The sequence below is a fragment of the Lacicoccus kunmingensis DSM 17847 genome, assembly GCF_059568765.1.
Genome location: NZ_JCANUC010000001.1, coordinates 313,945 through 329,525, shown reverse-complemented (window position 1 = coordinate 329,525; position 15,581 = coordinate 313,945). Strand labels below are relative to the sequence as shown.

The window sequence follows — 15,581 nt, the reverse complement described above, 5'->3', positions numbered from 1 at the left end:
ATAGGAATGGTTACGAAAAAAGCCACAGTATGTACTGTGGCTTTTAACTATTCCACTTCAGCCATTAAAGGGTTAATGTCTGTAAGCAGATTCGGATTAAATTTACCGTCTTTAATCATCTCAATTTCATGTTTATATGGTGCTTTTTTATTTTTCTTATCCGTACCGACAAACGGTGTTTCCAAAATCTTCGGTACATTTTTCAGTTCCGGATGATTGATGATATATGTCAGTGTATCAAAACCGATATGCCCGAAGCCGATATTCTCATGACGGTCTTTGTGTGCACCGACTGGGTTTTTCGAGTCATTCACATGGACGACCTTGATACGGTCAAGGCCGATAATCTTATCGAACTTTTCCAGGACACCATCGAAGTCATTAACGATGTCATAACCTGCGTCATGGACGTGACATGTATCAAAGCAGACGCTTAAACGTTCATTATTTTCCACACCATCTATAATTTGTGCAAGTTCTTCGAAGCTGCGCCCGATTTCAGTGCCTTTGCCGGCCATCGTTTCAAGTGCAATCTGTACATCATTATCGTTGCCGAATGTTTCATTCAAGCCTTTTATAATGGATTCAATCCCTTTGTCCGCTCCGGCGCCTACATGGCTTCCAGGGTGCAGAACAATCTGATTGGAACCTAAATGCTCAGTCCGGACGATCTCTTCCTGAAGGAATTCCACGCCGTGGTCGAATACTCCATCGCGAACAGTATTTGCAATATTGATGATGTAAGGTGCATGAACAACAATATTCGACATCCCATGTTCTTTCATATGCGCCTGGCCCGCTTCAATATTCAGGTCCTCAATCTTTTTTCTTCTTGTATTCTGCGGAGCACCTGTATATATCATAAAAGTATTTGCTCCAAAGCTTGCAGCTGATTCGCTTGCAGCTTCCAACATTTTTTTACCACTCATCGATACATGTGATCCTATTAACATAATACCATCCTTAAAAATTTATTTTTTTCTTCTTTTTGATTTTGAATACTTGCGTCTCTCCTGCTGCTTTAAATCATTCAGTTCTTTTGACATCTTCTTCTTATAGCCCGGTTTTACTTTCTTGGGCTTTCTTACTTTGTAGTTTAAGTTTTGTGCCACATTCTTTTCGACTTTCTTCCTGCTGACACGGGATGTTCTGGATTTTACAGGTTTTAATTCACCCTGTCTGACATCCTCATCCTCAAAATGGTAGCCTTTCTTCTCAAGCTGGTCGATTAAATAGTTTTCATCAGGCGTATATATTGTGATCGCGACACCTTCATACTGTCCGCGTCCGACACGTCCGACTCTGTGTGTAAAGAACTCAATGTCTTTCGGGATATCGAAGTTGATGACGTGAGAGGCGCCGTCTATATCCAGTCCGCGGGCAGCAAGGTCACTTGCGATCACCCATTCATACTTTAAATCCCGTATATTTTTTATTTCTTTTGTTCTCTCACGCGGCTTCAGTCCGCCATGAAAGATACCAATATTCATATTATGCTCTCTCAGGTAATCATACAAGTCGTCTGCTCTTGCTTTTGAATTGGCAAAAATGATACCGATATACGGGTTGATCACCTCAGTCAATTCTTTGACTTTGCCCATCTTATCATCACCTTTGACAGGTACAAGTGAATATTTAATGGAAGCCTTATTTTTAGGCTGGTCAATGACTATCGTTTCAACATTGCCGATGTACTTTTCCAGGAATTGCTGAAGCATCTCCGGAATTGTCGCTGAAAACACTAAGAACTGTGCTTCCCGGTGAAGCGTGTTGGCAAGCATATCCACATCATCCAGGAAACCGAGATCAATCATCAGATCCGCTTCGTCAATGACGATGGTTTTAGACTCATGGACTTTGAGCGCACCCTCTTTCATCAGTTCATTGACCCTGGTCGGTGTGCCGATAATAATCTGAGGAGATTTCTTGGCCTTTTCAGCATCTTTATTGAAATCGGTCCCTCCGATGAACAGGTTTGTCTTAATATCTTTATAATTTCCAATCATTTCATTGGTCATCTGAAACAGTTGGCTTGCAAGTTCTCTTGTGGGTGCTAGAATTATAGATTGAGTCGAGTGTTTATCAACATCAATACTTTCAAGGATCGGCAGGATGAATGCATGTGATTTTCCGCTCCCGGTCTCACTCATCGCAACCACGTTCTCACCTCTTTGGACTTTTGGAATAACCCTTTCCTGAACTAAAGTCGGATGAGTAAAGTTTATAGATTTTATTGCATCGAGCAAATTATCATCAAAGTTAAATCTTTTAAATGCGTGACTCATGATATCACCTTTTCATTATTAAATTCGAATTCAATTATAACTGAAAAGCGCGTTACATGCTATAATGTAATTTCGGACTTCATGATGATTTTAATTATAAACGATATTAGATATAATGATTATTGAGGAGGAATGGACTCTATGGATATTATAAAGATTACACCAAGAGGTTATTGTTATGGTGTTGTTGATGCTATGGTCATCGCAAGAAATGCTGCGATGGACAAATCATTACCGAGACCATTATATATATTAGGGATGATCGTGCATAACAAACATGTCACAGATGCTTTTGAAGAGGATGGCATTGTAACATTGGATGGGCCAAACAGGTTGGAGATTTTAGAGAATATAAATGAAGGTACTGTAATCTTCACAGCTCATGGTGTATCTCCTGAAGTTAAAAAGCGTGCAAAAGAAAAAGGTTTGACTTGCATAGACGCCACATGTCCTGACGTTCAGGTAACACACGAGTTAATCCGCAGCAAAACTGAAAAAGGCTATGATGTCGTTTATATTGGTAAAAAAGGACACCCGGAACCTGAAGGTGCAGTCGGTGTAAACCCTGATCACGTACACCTGGTCGAAACGATGGATGATATTGAGGAACTACCTGAAGTTCTCCACGATAGAAAGCTCATCGTTACAAACCAGACGACAATGAGCCAGTGGGATGTCGGCCATCTGATGGACGAGTTGAAAGTGAAGTATACGCACATTGAAGTACAGCAGGAAATCTGTATGGCAACACAAGTCCGTCAGGAAGCTGTTGCAGAACAGGCAGATCAGGCTGAACTTCTAATAGTTGTCGGCGACCCTAAGAGTAATAACTCGAACAGACTGACACAAGTTTCAAAAGAAATTGCACACACCAACGCCTACAGAATCAGTTCTTTAAGTGAATTGAAGACTGAATGGCTGCACGGAATCAATTCAGTAGCAGTTACGGCAGGTGCCTCAACCCCTACTCCAATAGTCAGAGAAGTCATCGAGTACTTGAACCAGTACAACGAAGAATTGACTGACCAGCCGGTTTCATCTGTACCAAAAGATAAGATTCTTCCAAAAATCAAGAAACCGAAACCAGTTAAAATAATGGATTAAAATAAAGAAAACCGTGACTCACGGTTTAACATAACTTTAAAAAAGACGATGCATCCTGCGATTGGCTGCATCGTCTTTTTATATTCATGAGTAACCATCTTTCACAAGATTAGAATAACCCGGATAAATGAAAATACATTATACTTGAGGATAAAACAGATCATTTAACAAGGGGGACGCTGTAAAATGGAAAAGTCAGAACAAATCGTAAGACAGTACTTTAAAGCTTATGAAGCAGGCGACAGGCAGATGATTGAACAATTGTTGAGCAACGACTTTCGGTTCAGCAGCCCATATGATAATCGTATAGACAAAAATCTTTATATGAAAATATGCTGGCCGCCACATGCCAATTTCAGTCATTATGATTTTAAAACAATCCTGAGTGACGGAGATGATGTGATGCTCAGATATGAATGTGAAACAGAACATTTCGGGAGATTGAAAAATGCAGAATATTTCAGGTTGAAAGATGGGATGATTGTAGAGATAGTCGTATATTTCGGGGATGCGGCGCAATAATAACAGAATAATCCATATATCAGTTTATTATATTATTAAAGCCGGGGCACGGGCCCCGGCTGGATTATCTTATCATTCAGTGTTGAAATGGATTTGTATTCACTTTACTTGAAATGACTGTAATATCGATATGCTTTCTAATTAAATCTTCAAGGCCTTCAGTCATGAAGATTTCAAGATAATGTCCTGCGTCAATAACATTCCTGCCGAGAAGTTTTGCATCATATGCTTCATGATACTTTACGTCACCGGTGATCAGAACATCGACACCTGCTTTGAAAGCTTCATTTGCATAGCTCATGCCGGAGCCGCCGATAATCCCGACTGCTGATATAATATCATCATTTCCTTTAACAACATTTACAATAGGCGCATCCATTTTATCTTCCAGAATTTTAATTAAAGAATCTAAAGTATCATTATAATCAAATTTAATACCCAATCCTTTGTTCGGGACATTGTTTATAGTAAAAATATCAAATGCCGGTTCTTCATATGGATGAACCTCAAGCAGTGTATCGATTACTTTATTCTGCTCTTCGGAATCAAATACCGCTTCGACAATATACTCATCAACAATTTCTAATTCGTTGTTTGTTCCGATATGCGGGTTGGCATTTTCGTTTGGTCTGAACTGCCCTGTCACCGGGTATTCGAAGAAACACTCGCTGTAATCGCCCTGATTACCGACACCGCCCTCATACAAGCCTTTTTTCAAATCTTCTTTATCTTCTTTTGGTATGTTCACTCGCAGTTTTTTCAGTTCATACTTTTTCGGTATTAAAATCTCAGTATCTGTAAAACTCAAAGCTTCAGCAATCATATGACTGACACCATTTGGCTGATGATCCAAATTTGTATGCATTGTTATAAGATTAATATCATTTTTAATCAGTTTTTTTATGATTTTGCCATAAAAATTATCAGTTACACTGGTCACTTTTGGAAAAATGAGCGGATGATGTGAAATGATTGTGTTTACATTATTTTCGACTGCTTCATCGACTGTCGCAAGTGAACAATCCAGTGCAGTCAGTACACCTGTAACTTCTGCTTCGTTATCCCCGACCAGAAGACCGGTGTTGTCCCATTCTTCACTATCCTTAAACGGCGCAATTTCATTCAACTTCTTCATCAGTTCATTAACCTTCATCATTAAGCACCTCTTCCAGCAATTTGATTTTTGATTTCACTTCTTCCTTTTTATCAATACTCTTATCACTGTTAATACCATTATATATCTTGACCATATGATCATGTTCCCATTCTACCTTGCCGATGAAATCATCATCACGTACCGAAAGGTTTACTGGGCCAAACGTCAATTCCTTCTCTGTCAAATCCACTTTTTCACCATCATAATCGAAGACTATGACTTCATAATAACGCTTGCCGATTTTCAATACTTTTTCATGCGTGATTTTGTAATCTAAATCGGTAACGGTTTTCCTTATGGGATGCGTGTAGTTATTTGCCTGAAGCACCAGTCGCGGATGACCGCTCACATTGTCGAACCCTTCTTTTATTATACTCGCAATCAGCGGGCCGCCCATGCCGCAAATCGTAATTGTATCCACCGTATCCTCTGTTGACAAAACTTTTAAACCATCTCCGAGCCTCGCCTCAATTTTATCAGTCATACGATACACATCAATATTTTTCAGCGTTGAATGATATGGCCCTTCTACCACTTCACCGCAAATTGCACTTTTTACTATATTGTTCTGAATCGAGTATATAGGGAGATACGCATGATCCGAACCGATATCCACCATCTTATCTCCAATTATATAATTCGACACATATTGTAAACGTTCATCAATCATCATTACCATCCTCTAAAATAAAAACCTCCACATCTGTGGAGGTTTCGTTATTAATTATTGTTCTGAGAAAAACTCGTAAAGTGCAGTCAGTTCCTCACCGCTTACTTGACTTTCGTCAAATGCCGGCATTGAACCTTGGCCGTTTCTTACGATATCAGTGAACTCGTCTTCACCAAGACTGGTTCCTGCAAGTGCTGGTCCCATACCTCCTGAGAAGTCTTCACCGTGACATGATGCACAGCTGTTTTGAGCAATGCCTTCTGCGTCTACATCGCCGGATGATGCACCTTCTTCTGAGCCTTCTTCGCCGCCGCCTTCTTCTGAACCTTCTTCAGTCGCAACGTCTTCTCCTTCTTCTTCCTGGTTTGCACCTTGTGAAGATAGTAAGAAAACAAGACCCACACCTAAAAAGATGATAAGTAAAAATGGTATAATCGGATTCTTATTCAAATGTTGACCCTCCCTTATATAAATGCATATACAATTATAATTGTATATTAAAAATACATAATGTCAAAATGATTTTAGTTATAATATTACACCTTTAATATCAACTTAATCCATAAAATCCTTTAACCGTTTACTTCTGCTTGGATGACGCAGTTTTCTAAGTGCTTTTGCTTCGATTTGACGTATTCTTTCTCTGGTCACACCGAACACTTTTCCGACCTCTTCCAATGTTCTTGTACGGCCATCGTCTAGTCCGAAACGCAGTCTTAAGACATTCTCTTCCCGATCAGTCAGTGTATCGAGAACATCTTCCAACTGTTCTTTCAATAACTCATAAGCAGCATGATCTGACGGACTTTGAGCTTCCTGGTCTTCTATAAAGTCTCCAAGGTGGCTGTCATCCTCTTCACCGATAGGTGTTTCAAGGGACACAGGCTCCTGAGAAATTTTAAGAATTTCACGAACTTTATCGGCAGGCAGGTCCATTTCTTCCCCGATTTCTTCCGGAATCGGCTCACGGCCCAAGTCCTGCAGTAACTGGCGCTGTATTCTTATAAGTTTGTTTATTGTTTCAACCATGTGAACCGGAATACGTATCGTTCTAGCCTGGTCGGCAATGGCTCTTGTGATTGCCTGACGGATCCACCATGTAGCATAAGTTGAGAATTTGAATCCTTTTGTGAAGTCGAATTTTTCAACAGCTTTGATAAGACCCATATTACCTTCCTGAATCAGGTCCAGGAACAGCATACCGCGTCCGACATACCTTTTAGCGATACTGACAACCAGTCTCAGGTTGGCTTCGGCTAAGCGGCTTTTGGCAAATTCATCGCCCTGCTCTATTTTCTTGGCAAGTTCGACTTCTTCTTTTGCACTCAAAAGATCCACGCGGCCGATTTCTTTTAAATACATGCGTACCGGGTCGTTGATTTTAACCCCCGGCGGTGCACTCATATCATGCAGATTCAGCTTTTCATCTGTATCTGTTGCATCTTTTTCATTTATTAATTGTATATCATTTTCATTCAATTCATCAAAAAACTCATCCATTGTATCCGCATCTAATTCGAAATTAGATAATTTGTCTGCAATTTCCTCGTGTGATAAATGTCCTTCTTTTTTCCCTTTTTCAAGGAGTGCCTGTTTCACTTGTTCAACAGAAGTAAACAACTCTTCATCTTTAGTCTCAGTTGCTCCAACTTTATTTTCAGACATAAATGTACCTCCTAATTATATTGACTAACTTTTATATCTGCTGTTAATCTCCAACAATTGCTGCATTATACTGGCCTGCAGATCAATATCATTATTCGCTTCGGCCTCAGCAAGTTGTGCAAATAATAATTTTTTCTCCTTGTTACTATTTCTTTTACCACTTAAATCATCGAGGTAATCATCTATTTCATCCCGGGAGACATCACTTTGAATCTTCAAATTATCAATATTAATTACAACTTCTAATAATTCATTCGGTATCTGCTGGATAAAGGATGATACTTCAAATGTGTCATGGTCGTCAAAATAATTGCATAACCCTTTAAATATACCATAATACTGCTGTGAAGTTAATACTTCTGCATCTATTTGCTCTCTGCAATATTCAAAAAGGCTCTTATCATTTATCAGTGCTTTTAAAAAATAGCGTTCTTTTTTCTCACGTATGGAAAGTCTTTCAACCTGTTGTATATTACTTTCCCTTTTTACAGGAGTTCTAACAGGAAGTTTACTTTCTATCTGAGATTTATCTATATTATACCTTTCACTGATATGCAAGATTAATCTTGCCCGTATTGCATCATCAGTGACATACTTCATTGCATCTATCAGTGTATTGAGGTTTTGGGAATAAGCAAGATCGTTATGCATACTTTCATTTAAAAGCTTTTCGGATAAAAAGTGTACATAATGCCGCTTCTCGTTTTTAACAAGATCACGGAACGCCTCTTCTCCATTTTCAACAATAAACTCATCAGGATCCATCCCTTTCGGCAGCTGGATGACAAATGTATTCAGTCCATGTTTCAGCAACTGCTCACCGATGCTCATCGTCGCCTTGGAACCTGCATTATCTCCATCAAACATCAAGGTGACATTCGACGCCAATCTATCCAGAAGATTGATATTTTCATCACTTAAGGCTGTACCCATAAGCCCTACAATATTTTCTACATTGACTGACTTCACCTTTAAAACATCAAGGTGACCTTCCATCAGTATGACTTCATCCTGCTGCCTGATTGATTTTCTCGCATCACTCAAATTAAATAATAAATGACGCTTCTGGAATACTTTTGTTTCCGGTGTATTTAAATACTTCGGCTCAGACCCGTCTATGCTTCTTGCAGTAAAACCGATGACATAGTCCTGATGATTTTTAATCGGTATCATAATACGGTTTACGAAACGATCGTAATATGAAAAGTTTTCTTCATTACGGGAAAGTAAACCGGCGCTATACGCCGCTTCCTCAGTAAACCCTTTTTCCAGAATCGCATTTTTGGTAAACGAAGACATTTTCGGAGCAAGTCCTATTTTTTCTTTTTTCAGGATTTCACTGGAGAATCCTCTTTCGACCAGATAGTTTAGTGCATCTTCACCTTCATTTGTGTGGATTAATATATGATGAAAGAGATCAGCGATATGTTCATGCATCTTAATGAACTGCATATCATTGTCGTCCACTCTGCTTTCATTTGTGGCGACTTCAACACCGAGTGGTTTCCCAAGTCTTTTCACTGATTCTGAGAATGATATATTTTCAATTTCCATAAGGAATTGGAAGACGTTGCCGCCTTTTTTACACCCGAAGCAGTGGCAGATCTGCTTCTCCGGACTGACACTGAATGAGGGCGTCTTTTCATTGTGAAAAGGGCAAAGACCGACGTAGTTTCGCCCGCGTTTCTCGAGTTTTATATAACCGGAAACGAGCTCTGTAATGTCGGTCCTATCTTTAACATGTTCAATTGTCTGCTGTGGGATATTCACACGCTATCATCCTTTAATATCTATTTTACCATCTACATACTTCATTATTTCATTTGCTGTTTCTTCAATGGCTTTTTCAGATACATCGATTACAGGACAACCTATTTTTTCAATAACTGAATCAAAATAATCAAGCTCTTCCTGAATTCTTTCGTTTTTGGCATAGCTTGCCGTATCTTTCAGGCCGAGCTGAGTCAATCTCTCTTTTCTGATTTTATTCAGCGCGGAGGATTTTATTCTCAGACCTATACATTTTGAGGCAGGTATTTCAAACAGTTCTTTCGGAGGTGTAACCTCTGGTACCAGCGGCATATTCATAACCTTATATTTTTTAAGTGCAAGGAATTGTGATAATGGTGTTTTCGAAGTTCTTGATACACCAATCAGAACCATATCCGCTTTGTTGAGTCCCCCCGCATCTTTACCGTCATCATATTTGACCGCAAATTCGATTGCTTCAATCTTCTTGAAATAATCCTCATCAAGTTTATGCACACGGCCGGGTTCATAATATGGTGTTTCTTCAGTTTTACCTTCAAGTATTGACATTAAAGGGCCCATCACATCAACAGATGGTATATTTTCTTTTTTAAGTTCTTCTTTTATATAATTTCTGAATTTAGGGGTGATAATTGTATAGACGACAATCGCTTCTTTACTTTTTGCCAGATCCACCACTTCATCCACATTATCTTCCGAATCAATATACGGATATCTTATTAATACATCGGATGAACTGTCTATATTAAATTGCGCCAGCGATGCTTTAGCTACCAGCTCTCCTGTTTCACCTACAGAATCAGACGCTATGATTACTTTTATATTAGACATCCAGACACTCCTTATTCCATTAGATTAACAAATACTTTGGTGATATTTGTTTTTGTTATACGGCCGATGACAATATCTTTATCGGCATCTTTATCTATTACAGGGATCGAATCAATCTGTTTTTCAATTAACTGATTTGCTGCATAAATTAATAAATCGTTAGGATAGCATGTAGTGATATGTGGTTTCCTTGTCATAATGATACTGACAGGTGTCCGTTCGATATCATTTTTACCCATCGTGCCTTTCAACAGATCTTTTCTTGAAATAACCCCGACGAGGTCTCTGTCATCATCGATTGCATATAATGTACCTACGTCTTCCAGGAACATCTTTACAATCGCTTCATAAATGGATGTATCCTCTTTTATCACTATCGGCAAACTTTGAACGTCCCTGACTAAAATATTTCTGATTTTGCTGGTCAATACTTCAGCCGGTTCTTTTCCGGTGTAAAAATATCCGACGCGCGGACGAGCATCCAGATAACCGCTCATCGTCAAAATTGCAAGATCTGGTCTCAATGTGGCTCTTGTCAAAGACAATTGCTCTGCAATCTTGCTTCCGGTTATCGGTCCATGCTGTTTTACAATCTTCAGTATCTTTTCCTGCCTGCTGTTCAGTTCCATGGCCTCACTCCCAATAATAATAATTATAGTACATCTGATAAAATAAAGAAATACAATGAAACATTTGCACTTTCAAAGGACATTTTATATAATGTGAATTAAGCGAGTTAAGGTTGGTGTGAGCTTAACATGTTAAATGGCATATAAACGATTAAAAGATAACTGTATATTAAAAGTTGAGTGGAAACACTAATTTGGGTGGAACCGCGGGTATATACTCGTCCCAGGATAGCTGAGCTATCCTGGGACTTTTTATATGCCAAAAAATTTTAAGGAGTGTTTGATTATGGATATGGACAAAATTGTGAATTTGTCAAAAGCAAGAGGTTTTGTATTTCCAGGCAGTGAGATTTACGGCGGCCTGGCGAACACATGGGATTATGGACCACTTGGCATCGAGCTGAAAAATAACGTCAAAGCAGCATGGTGGAGAAAATTCATCCAGGAGTCACCATATAACGTAGGTGTCGATGCTGCAATTCTGATGAACCCAAAAACATGGGAAGCGTCCGGACACTTAAACAACTTCAATGACCCGATGATCGATTGTAAAGAATGTAAAAGCCGTCATCGTGCAGATAAACTCATTGAAAACGTCATTCAAAAAGAAGATGACACTTTTGTTGCAGATGGTCTTAGCTTCGATGAAATGAAAAACATCATTGAAGAGCGCAACATCGCATGTCCAAATTGCGGTGCTCAGGATTACACTGAAATCCGTCAATTCAACCTGATGTTCAAAACATTCCAGGGTGTAACAGAATCATCAACGAACGAAATTTTCTTAAGACCGGAAACGGCTCAGGGTATTTTCGTCAACTATAAAAACGTTCAGAGAACGATGCGTAAAAAACTGCCGTTCGGTATCGGTATGATCGGTAAATCGTTCCGTAATGAAATTACACCGGGGAACTTCATTTTCAGAACAAGAGAATTCGAACAGATGGAACTTGAGTTCTTCTGTAAACCGGGTACTGAAGTCGAATGGCAAAAATACTGGAAAGATTTCTGTCAGAATTGGCTGCTGACTTTAGGTCTTGCAGAAGACAACCTGCGCATGCGTGATCATGATGATGATGAGCTTTCCCACTACTCAAACGCGACGACAGATATCGAGTTCAAATTCCCATTCGGCTGGGGTGAACTGTGGGGCATTGCGAGCCGTACAAACTTCGACTTGAAACAGCATATGGAACATTCAGGTGAAGATCTGACTTACCACGATCAGGAAACAGGAGACAAGTTCATCCCGTTTGTTATTGAGCCTGCTCTGGGTCTTGACCGTGTAACACTCGCATTCATGGCTGATGCGTACGACGAGGAAGCTCTGGAAAACGGCGATTCAAGAACTGTTATGAGATTCCATCCGAGCCTTGCACCATTCAAAGCAGCAGTACTGCCGCTTTCCAAAAAGTTAAGCGACGATGCATTTAAAGTGTATGAAAAAATCGCACCTGACTTCAATATCGAATTCGACGAATCGCAGTCAATCGGTAAGAGATACCGCCGTCAGGACGAAATCGGTACACCATACTGCATCACTTTCGACTTTGATTCATTGGAAGACAACATGGTGACAGTGCGTGAAAGAGACACAATGGAACAGACAAGAATGCCGATCGATGAAGTCAATGATTTCCTGAAAGATAAAATTAAATTCTAAAAATATTTCATTCATATAAAAGCAGGTATCCGGTTTCTGTACAGAAGCCGTGATACCTGCTTTTTGAATTTTAACTCTTAAAACAATTTTCAATATCTACTGTAAATTTCATAAGCAATATAGCCGGCAAGTAAACCTAGCCCCGGCCCGAGTGCTGCAGCAGACATCATGGATATTAGCGTAAACATACTGAGGAGCAGTGCAAAAGCCAAGCCGGCAATCATTCCAAATGGAATCAAACTGTCCAAAATATCTTGATCTTTCTTTGATTGTTTTCTGCCAAGCGTACCTTTTTTAGCTTTATCAACCATTCTGAAAACCACAAATATCGCAATTCCGGCGACGATAATTAAAGGCAGCAAAATTTTCACTGTTTCAGAACTGAAATCCATACTATTCCTCCTGAGCTCCATGTAAACTTACCCTGTAATATCAAGTGATTCACGCATGCTCCGGTACATTCTCTTCTTTCCTCGACATAATCTTCGAGATGACTGGGACCACAACTGCAAAAATCCAAAATTCAGAATTGGAAATGTTGAATATATTCGAATTGGGTTCACCGACAAAGATATTCATTGCAAATATCACGGTCAGAACTGTTGTGATCATCATTGAATATATAAAAAGACTCAAGTGCCTTCCTTCAGGTTCTTCACGGTCTTTATACAATTTAGATGCCATGAAAGACCCGGCTAAAACATACAGTATAAACAGAGCAATCAGACCATACTGTACATAGCCATTCACCCATCCCAAATGATGATAAAAATCTAATATGATTGCATTCAGAACCGCAAAAAATCCCAATATCCTCATAATAGTAATGCTGAGTTTATACATCTGATCACCTCTGTATATCTTTTACAAGTTTTCTGGTCTTAAAATAAACACCCGCATATTCATCATAGATCATCTCTACAAAATGGAGCAGTGCTCTGCCGTTTTCAGGACTTGTTTTGACAGAATTGATCAAATCCAGTTTGACATTTTTCATGTAAGCTGCGAGGTATATACTTTTGTTGCCGATATTTACGGACCGCTCAAGCGTTTCCTCATTCGCACAATAATCACAGATGACACTGTGATACATAAACGAGTAATGGTTGAAAGTATTATAGTCCCTGCTGCCACAAAGTGCACATTCATCCACGTTGATTTCAATACCGTATTGCGGCATCAACTTGATTGCAGCCAGTGCAGTGACAGCATTCTTTTCATTTTCTTCCTTGTTTTCAAGCAACCTGAAACACTTCATCAACAGTTCGAAGTTTTTTGGAGTAACATCTTCATCAGTCAATATTCTCGTAACAAACTCCATTATATAGCTGCCGTACGCAAAAATATCAAAATCATCATTGATGCCTTTAAACTGTGATATGACATCAACTTCGTTCAGAGTGCCCATGCCCTTAAATCGGCTGTATGTGAACAACGCCTCTTTGAAGCCCTGCCTCAAGACGATAAAGGGGCTTTTCGTTTTATTGAAACCGCGTGCCATCAGAGGCACCATGACTCCTTCTTCATTCAAAATAGTAATAATCCGGCTAGACTCGCTATAGTTTGTCTGCCGGATCATGATACCTTTTTGCTGGTATATCATCTCATCACCTAGTATTCATCATCTTTGTATCCAAGTGACCTTATAAAGTTGGATTTATTGCGCCAGTCTTTTTGTACTTTGACCCAAAGTTCAAGATAGACTTTGTTCCCCAGTAAATTTTCTATATCCTGTCTGGCAAGCTTTCCTATTTCTTTCAACATCTTACCGCCCTTGCCGATTACCATGCCCTTTTGGGACTCACGTTCGACATAGATGACAGCCTGAACATGAATTTTATCACCTTTATCAGCTTTCATCTTTTCGACTTCGACACCGATGGCATGCGGTATTTCCTGACTCGTCAAATGCAGTGCTTTTTCACGGATGAGCTCACTGACTATGAAATGTTCGGGATGATCTGTCACCCGGTCCTCAGGGTAATACATCGGCCCTTCCGGCAGATAATTCCCAATCACTTCAAGGAGTGTCTCCACGTTATTACCTTGAAGAGCAGAAATCGGTACGACATCACTGAACTCAAGTTTGTCTTTATAGACATCGATCTGCTTCAACAGATCATCAGGATGCACCAGGTCTATTTTATTCAGCACAAGAATAATCGGTGTCCTAGTATTTTTAAGCATCTCTATGATGTATTCATCCCCTCTGCCGATTTCATCTGCAGCATTGATGATGAACAGTATTACTTCAGTTTCCTTTAATGTATTACGGGCAACCTTCATCATATGTTCGCCCAGCTGATGTTTAGGCTTGTGTATGCCAGGGGTATCAATGAATATCATCTGGGAGTCTTCAGTCGTATAGACACCCTGAACTTTATTCCTTGTTGTCTGAGGTTTATCAGACATGATCGCAATCTTCTGGCCGAGCACTTTATTCATAAAAGTGGATTTACCAACGTTCGGGCGGCCGATTATACTGATAAATCCGGATTTAAAATTATCTTCTGACATTAGTCCATATCCTTCCCTGAAAAACCGAGTGGTAATAAGTCATCTACAGTACGTTTGATGACTTCCCCCGATTTACTTGTTAAATAAACAGGCATATCATCATCACACAGTTCTTTCATCACCTGACGGCAGACACCGCAAGGGCTGGCCGGACCGTCCGCATCCGTGACGACGACAATCGCTTTGAATTTGGTGATGTTGTTAGAGTAAGCACTGACTAATGCACTCCGCTCTGCACAGATTGATGCCGGATAAGCTGCATTCTCAATGTTCGCGCCGTAAATATATTCATCATCTTCCGTTACCAGCAGCGCACCGACGTTAAATTTCGAATACGGTGTGTAGGCCCGGCTTTGTGCCTCAATGACTTCATCCAACCATTCATCTTTAAAAATTCCATCGTTCATATATGTCTCTCTCCTAAGTGAATAACTCAATTAATTTTGGTATGAAAATTATCAGCCCGGTAATGACCGCATAAAATGCTGACAGCAGTACAGCAAGTGCTGACGTATCTTTGGCATACTTTGCCAGCTCATGATAATCATCTGTTACAAGGTCTACAGTGTACTCGAGACTTGTATTTATGATTTCAGTGATCAGCACAATGAAAATTGCACTGATGATAAACAGCCACTCAACTGCATTCAGGCTGAATAAAAAACCCATTACCGTAACAGCCAGCGCAATCATCAGATGGCCTGCAAAGTGAAAATCTTTTTCAAATAACGCTTTGATACCTGCAAATGCGTATTTAAACCGCTTCATC

General features: G+C 39.7%; 18 protein-coding genes. 3 read left to right on the top strand and 15 right to left on the bottom strand.

Annotated elements, in window-relative coordinates:
- Nucleotides 1–47: 47 nt before the first annotated feature.
- Together BO48_RS01680 and BO48_RS01675 are read right to left on the bottom strand one after the other, a co-directional pair.
- Entirely contained in the window at nucleotides 48–953 is a 906-nt protein-coding gene (locus BO48_RS01680) for a deoxyribonuclease IV (protein WP_496365694.1), read from the bottom strand.
- An 18-nt stretch (nucleotides 954–971) separates the two neighbouring features.
- Nucleotides 972–2,288, bottom strand: a complete 1,317-nt coding sequence (locus BO48_RS01675; RefSeq protein ID WP_496365828.1) for a DEAD/DEAH box helicase — start codon at nucleotides 2,286–2,288, stop codon at nucleotides 972–974.
- A 138-nt stretch (nucleotides 2,289–2,426) separates the two neighbouring features.
- Between BO48_RS01675 and BO48_RS01670 the strand changes: the two genes are divergently transcribed.
- Together BO48_RS01670 and BO48_RS01665 are read left to right on the top strand one after the other, a co-directional pair.
- Nucleotides 2,427–3,389: a 4-hydroxy-3-methylbut-2-enyl diphosphate reductase gene (locus BO48_RS01670; protein WP_496365693.1), complete on the top strand. Its 963-nt coding sequence runs from the start codon at nucleotides 2,427–2,429 to the stop codon at nucleotides 3,387–3,389.
- A 186-nt stretch (nucleotides 3,390–3,575) separates the two neighbouring features.
- Entirely contained in the window at nucleotides 3,576–3,911 is a 336-nt protein-coding gene (locus tag BO48_RS01665) for a nuclear transport factor 2 family protein (RefSeq protein WP_496365692.1), read from the top strand.
- A 76-nt stretch (nucleotides 3,912–3,987) separates the two neighbouring features.
- Here the strand turns inward: BO48_RS01665 and BO48_RS01660 are convergent, their stop codons facing one another.
- From BO48_RS01660 to ccpN, 7 genes are all read right to left on the bottom strand, one after another.
- Nucleotides 3,988–5,067 carry a Nif3-like dinuclear metal center hexameric protein gene (locus BO48_RS01660; protein ID WP_496365691.1) on the bottom strand — a complete coding sequence of 360 codons (1,080 nt, stop codon included), beginning with the start codon at nucleotides 5,065–5,067 and terminating at the stop codon, nucleotides 3,988–3,990.
- Nucleotides 5,054–5,737 carry a tRNA (adenine(22)-N(1))-methyltransferase gene (locus BO48_RS01655; protein WP_496365690.1) on the bottom strand — a complete coding sequence of 228 codons (684 nt, stop codon included), beginning with the start codon at nucleotides 5,735–5,737 and terminating at the stop codon, nucleotides 5,054–5,056. The genes BO48_RS01660 and BO48_RS01655 overlap by 14 nt, the downstream gene beginning before the upstream one ends.
- Nucleotides 5,738–5,791: 54 nt before the next feature.
- Nucleotides 5,792–6,187, bottom strand: coding sequence for a c-type cytochrome (locus BO48_RS01650; RefSeq protein WP_496365689.1), 396 nt, complete (start codon nucleotides 6,185–6,187; stop codon nucleotides 5,792–5,794).
- 105 nt (nucleotides 6,188–6,292) lie between these two features.
- Nucleotides 6,293–7,402 (bottom strand): RNA polymerase sigma factor RpoD, encoded by a 1,110-nt coding sequence (gene rpoD, locus BO48_RS01645; protein ID WP_052256416.1) that lies wholly within the window; start codon nucleotides 7,400–7,402, stop codon nucleotides 6,293–6,295.
- A gap of 24 nt (nucleotides 7,403–7,426) precedes the next feature.
- Entirely contained in the window at nucleotides 7,427–9,172 is a 1,746-nt protein-coding gene (dnaG, locus tag BO48_RS01640) for a DNA primase (protein ID WP_496365688.1), read from the bottom strand.
- Between the two features lie 6 nt (nucleotides 9,173–9,178).
- Entirely contained in the window at nucleotides 9,179–10,003 is an 825-nt protein-coding gene (locus tag BO48_RS01635; RefSeq protein ID WP_496365687.1) for a pyruvate, water dikinase regulatory protein, read from the bottom strand.
- Between the two features lie 11 nt (nucleotides 10,004–10,014).
- The gene (gene ccpN / locus BO48_RS01630) at nucleotides 10,015–10,632 is read right to left on the bottom strand and encodes a transcriptional regulator CcpN (protein WP_496365686.1); all 618 of its coding nucleotides are present in this window, start codon (nucleotides 10,630–10,632) and stop codon (nucleotides 10,015–10,017) included.
- 286 nt (nucleotides 10,633–10,918) lie between these two features.
- Here ccpN and BO48_RS01625 point away from each other — a divergent pair, with 286 nt between their 5' ends.
- The gene (locus BO48_RS01625; protein ID WP_496365685.1) at nucleotides 10,919–12,295 is read left to right on the top strand and encodes a glycine--tRNA ligase; all 1,377 of its coding nucleotides are present in this window, start codon (nucleotides 10,919–10,921) and stop codon (nucleotides 12,293–12,295) included.
- Between the two features lie 89 nt (nucleotides 12,296–12,384).
- Here the strand turns inward: BO48_RS01625 and BO48_RS01620 are convergent, their stop codons facing one another.
- The 6 genes from BO48_RS01620 to BO48_RS01595 are packed head-to-tail and all read right to left on the bottom strand — an operon-like array spanning nucleotide 12,385 to nucleotide 15,580.
- Nucleotides 12,385–12,687, bottom strand: a complete 303-nt coding sequence (locus BO48_RS01620) for a hypothetical protein (RefSeq protein WP_496365684.1) — start codon at nucleotides 12,685–12,687, stop codon at nucleotides 12,385–12,387.
- Nucleotides 12,688–12,736: 49 nt separating this feature from the next.
- Nucleotides 12,737–13,138 (bottom strand): hypothetical protein, encoded by a 402-nt coding sequence (locus BO48_RS01615; protein ID WP_496365683.1) that lies wholly within the window; start codon nucleotides 13,136–13,138, stop codon nucleotides 12,737–12,739.
- A gap of 4 nt (nucleotides 13,139–13,142) precedes the next feature.
- Nucleotides 13,143–13,898, bottom strand: a complete 756-nt coding sequence (gene recO, locus BO48_RS01610; protein ID WP_496365682.1) for a DNA repair protein RecO — start codon at nucleotides 13,896–13,898, stop codon at nucleotides 13,143–13,145.
- 8 nt (nucleotides 13,899–13,906) lie between these two features.
- Nucleotides 13,907–14,812, bottom strand: a complete 906-nt coding sequence (era, locus tag BO48_RS01605) for a GTPase Era (protein WP_496365681.1) — start codon at nucleotides 14,810–14,812, stop codon at nucleotides 13,907–13,909.
- Nucleotides 14,812–15,219, bottom strand: coding sequence for a cytidine deaminase (cdd, locus tag BO48_RS01600; protein ID WP_496365680.1), 408 nt, complete (start codon nucleotides 15,217–15,219; stop codon nucleotides 14,812–14,814). Before cdd ends, era begins: the two co-directional genes overlap by 1 nt.
- A gap of 13 nt (nucleotides 15,220–15,232) precedes the next feature.
- Entirely contained in the window at nucleotides 15,233–15,580 is a 348-nt protein-coding gene (locus tag BO48_RS01595; protein ID WP_496365679.1) for a diacylglycerol kinase family protein, read from the bottom strand.
- Between the last annotated feature and the right edge of the window lies 1 nt (nucleotide 15,581).

What these genes read in the sequence shown, in the direction of transcription:
- BO48_RS01655 (WP_496365690.1), bottom strand. Translation starts at nt 5,737, where the DNA reads ATGATTGATGAACGTTTACAATATGTGTCGAATTATATAATTGGAGAT.
- rpoD (WP_052256416.1), bottom strand. Translation starts at nt 7,402, where the DNA reads ATGTCTGAAAATAAAGTTGGAGCAACTGAGACTAAAGATGAAGAGTTG.
- BO48_RS01625 (WP_496365685.1), top strand. Translation starts at nt 10,919, where the DNA reads ATGGATATGGACAAAATTGTGAATTTGTCAAAAGCAAGAGGTTTTGTA.
- BO48_RS01635 (WP_496365687.1), bottom strand. Translation starts at nt 10,003, where the DNA reads ATGTCTAATATAAAAGTAATCATAGCGTCTGATTCTGTAGGTGAAACA.
- BO48_RS01615 (WP_496365683.1), bottom strand. Translation starts at nt 13,138, where the DNA reads ATGTATAAACTCAGCATTACTATTATGAGGATATTGGGATTTTTTGCG.
- BO48_RS01680 (WP_496365694.1), bottom strand. Translation starts at nt 953, where the DNA reads ATGTTAATAGGATCACATGTATCGATGAGTGGTAAAAAAATGTTGGAA.
- BO48_RS01660 (WP_496365691.1), bottom strand. Translation starts at nt 5,067, where the DNA reads ATGATGAAGGTTAATGAACTGATGAAGAAGTTGAATGAAATTGCGCCG.
- BO48_RS01595 (WP_496365679.1), bottom strand. Translation starts at nt 15,580, where the DNA reads ATGAAGCGGTTTAAATACGCATTTGCAGGTATCAAAGCGTTATTTGAA.
- ccpN (WP_496365686.1), bottom strand. Translation starts at nt 10,632, where the DNA reads ATGGAACTGAACAGCAGGCAGGAAAAGATACTGAAGATTGTAAAACAG.
- cdd (WP_496365680.1), bottom strand. Translation starts at nt 15,219, where the DNA reads ATGAACGATGGAATTTTTAAAGATGAATGGTTGGATGAAGTCATTGAG.
- BO48_RS01670 (WP_496365693.1), top strand. Translation starts at nt 2,427, where the DNA reads ATGGATATTATAAAGATTACACCAAGAGGTTATTGTTATGGTGTTGTT.
- BO48_RS01620 (WP_496365684.1), bottom strand. Translation starts at nt 12,687, where the DNA reads ATGGATTTCAGTTCTGAAACAGTGAAAATTTTGCTGCCTTTAATTATC.
- era (WP_496365681.1), bottom strand. Translation starts at nt 14,812, where the DNA reads ATGTCAGAAGATAATTTTAAATCCGGATTTATCAGTATAATCGGCCGC.
- BO48_RS01665 (WP_496365692.1), top strand. Translation starts at nt 3,576, where the DNA reads ATGGAAAAGTCAGAACAAATCGTAAGACAGTACTTTAAAGCTTATGAA.
- recO (WP_496365682.1), bottom strand. Translation starts at nt 13,898, where the DNA reads ATGATATACCAGCAAAAAGGTATCATGATCCGGCAGACAAACTATAGC.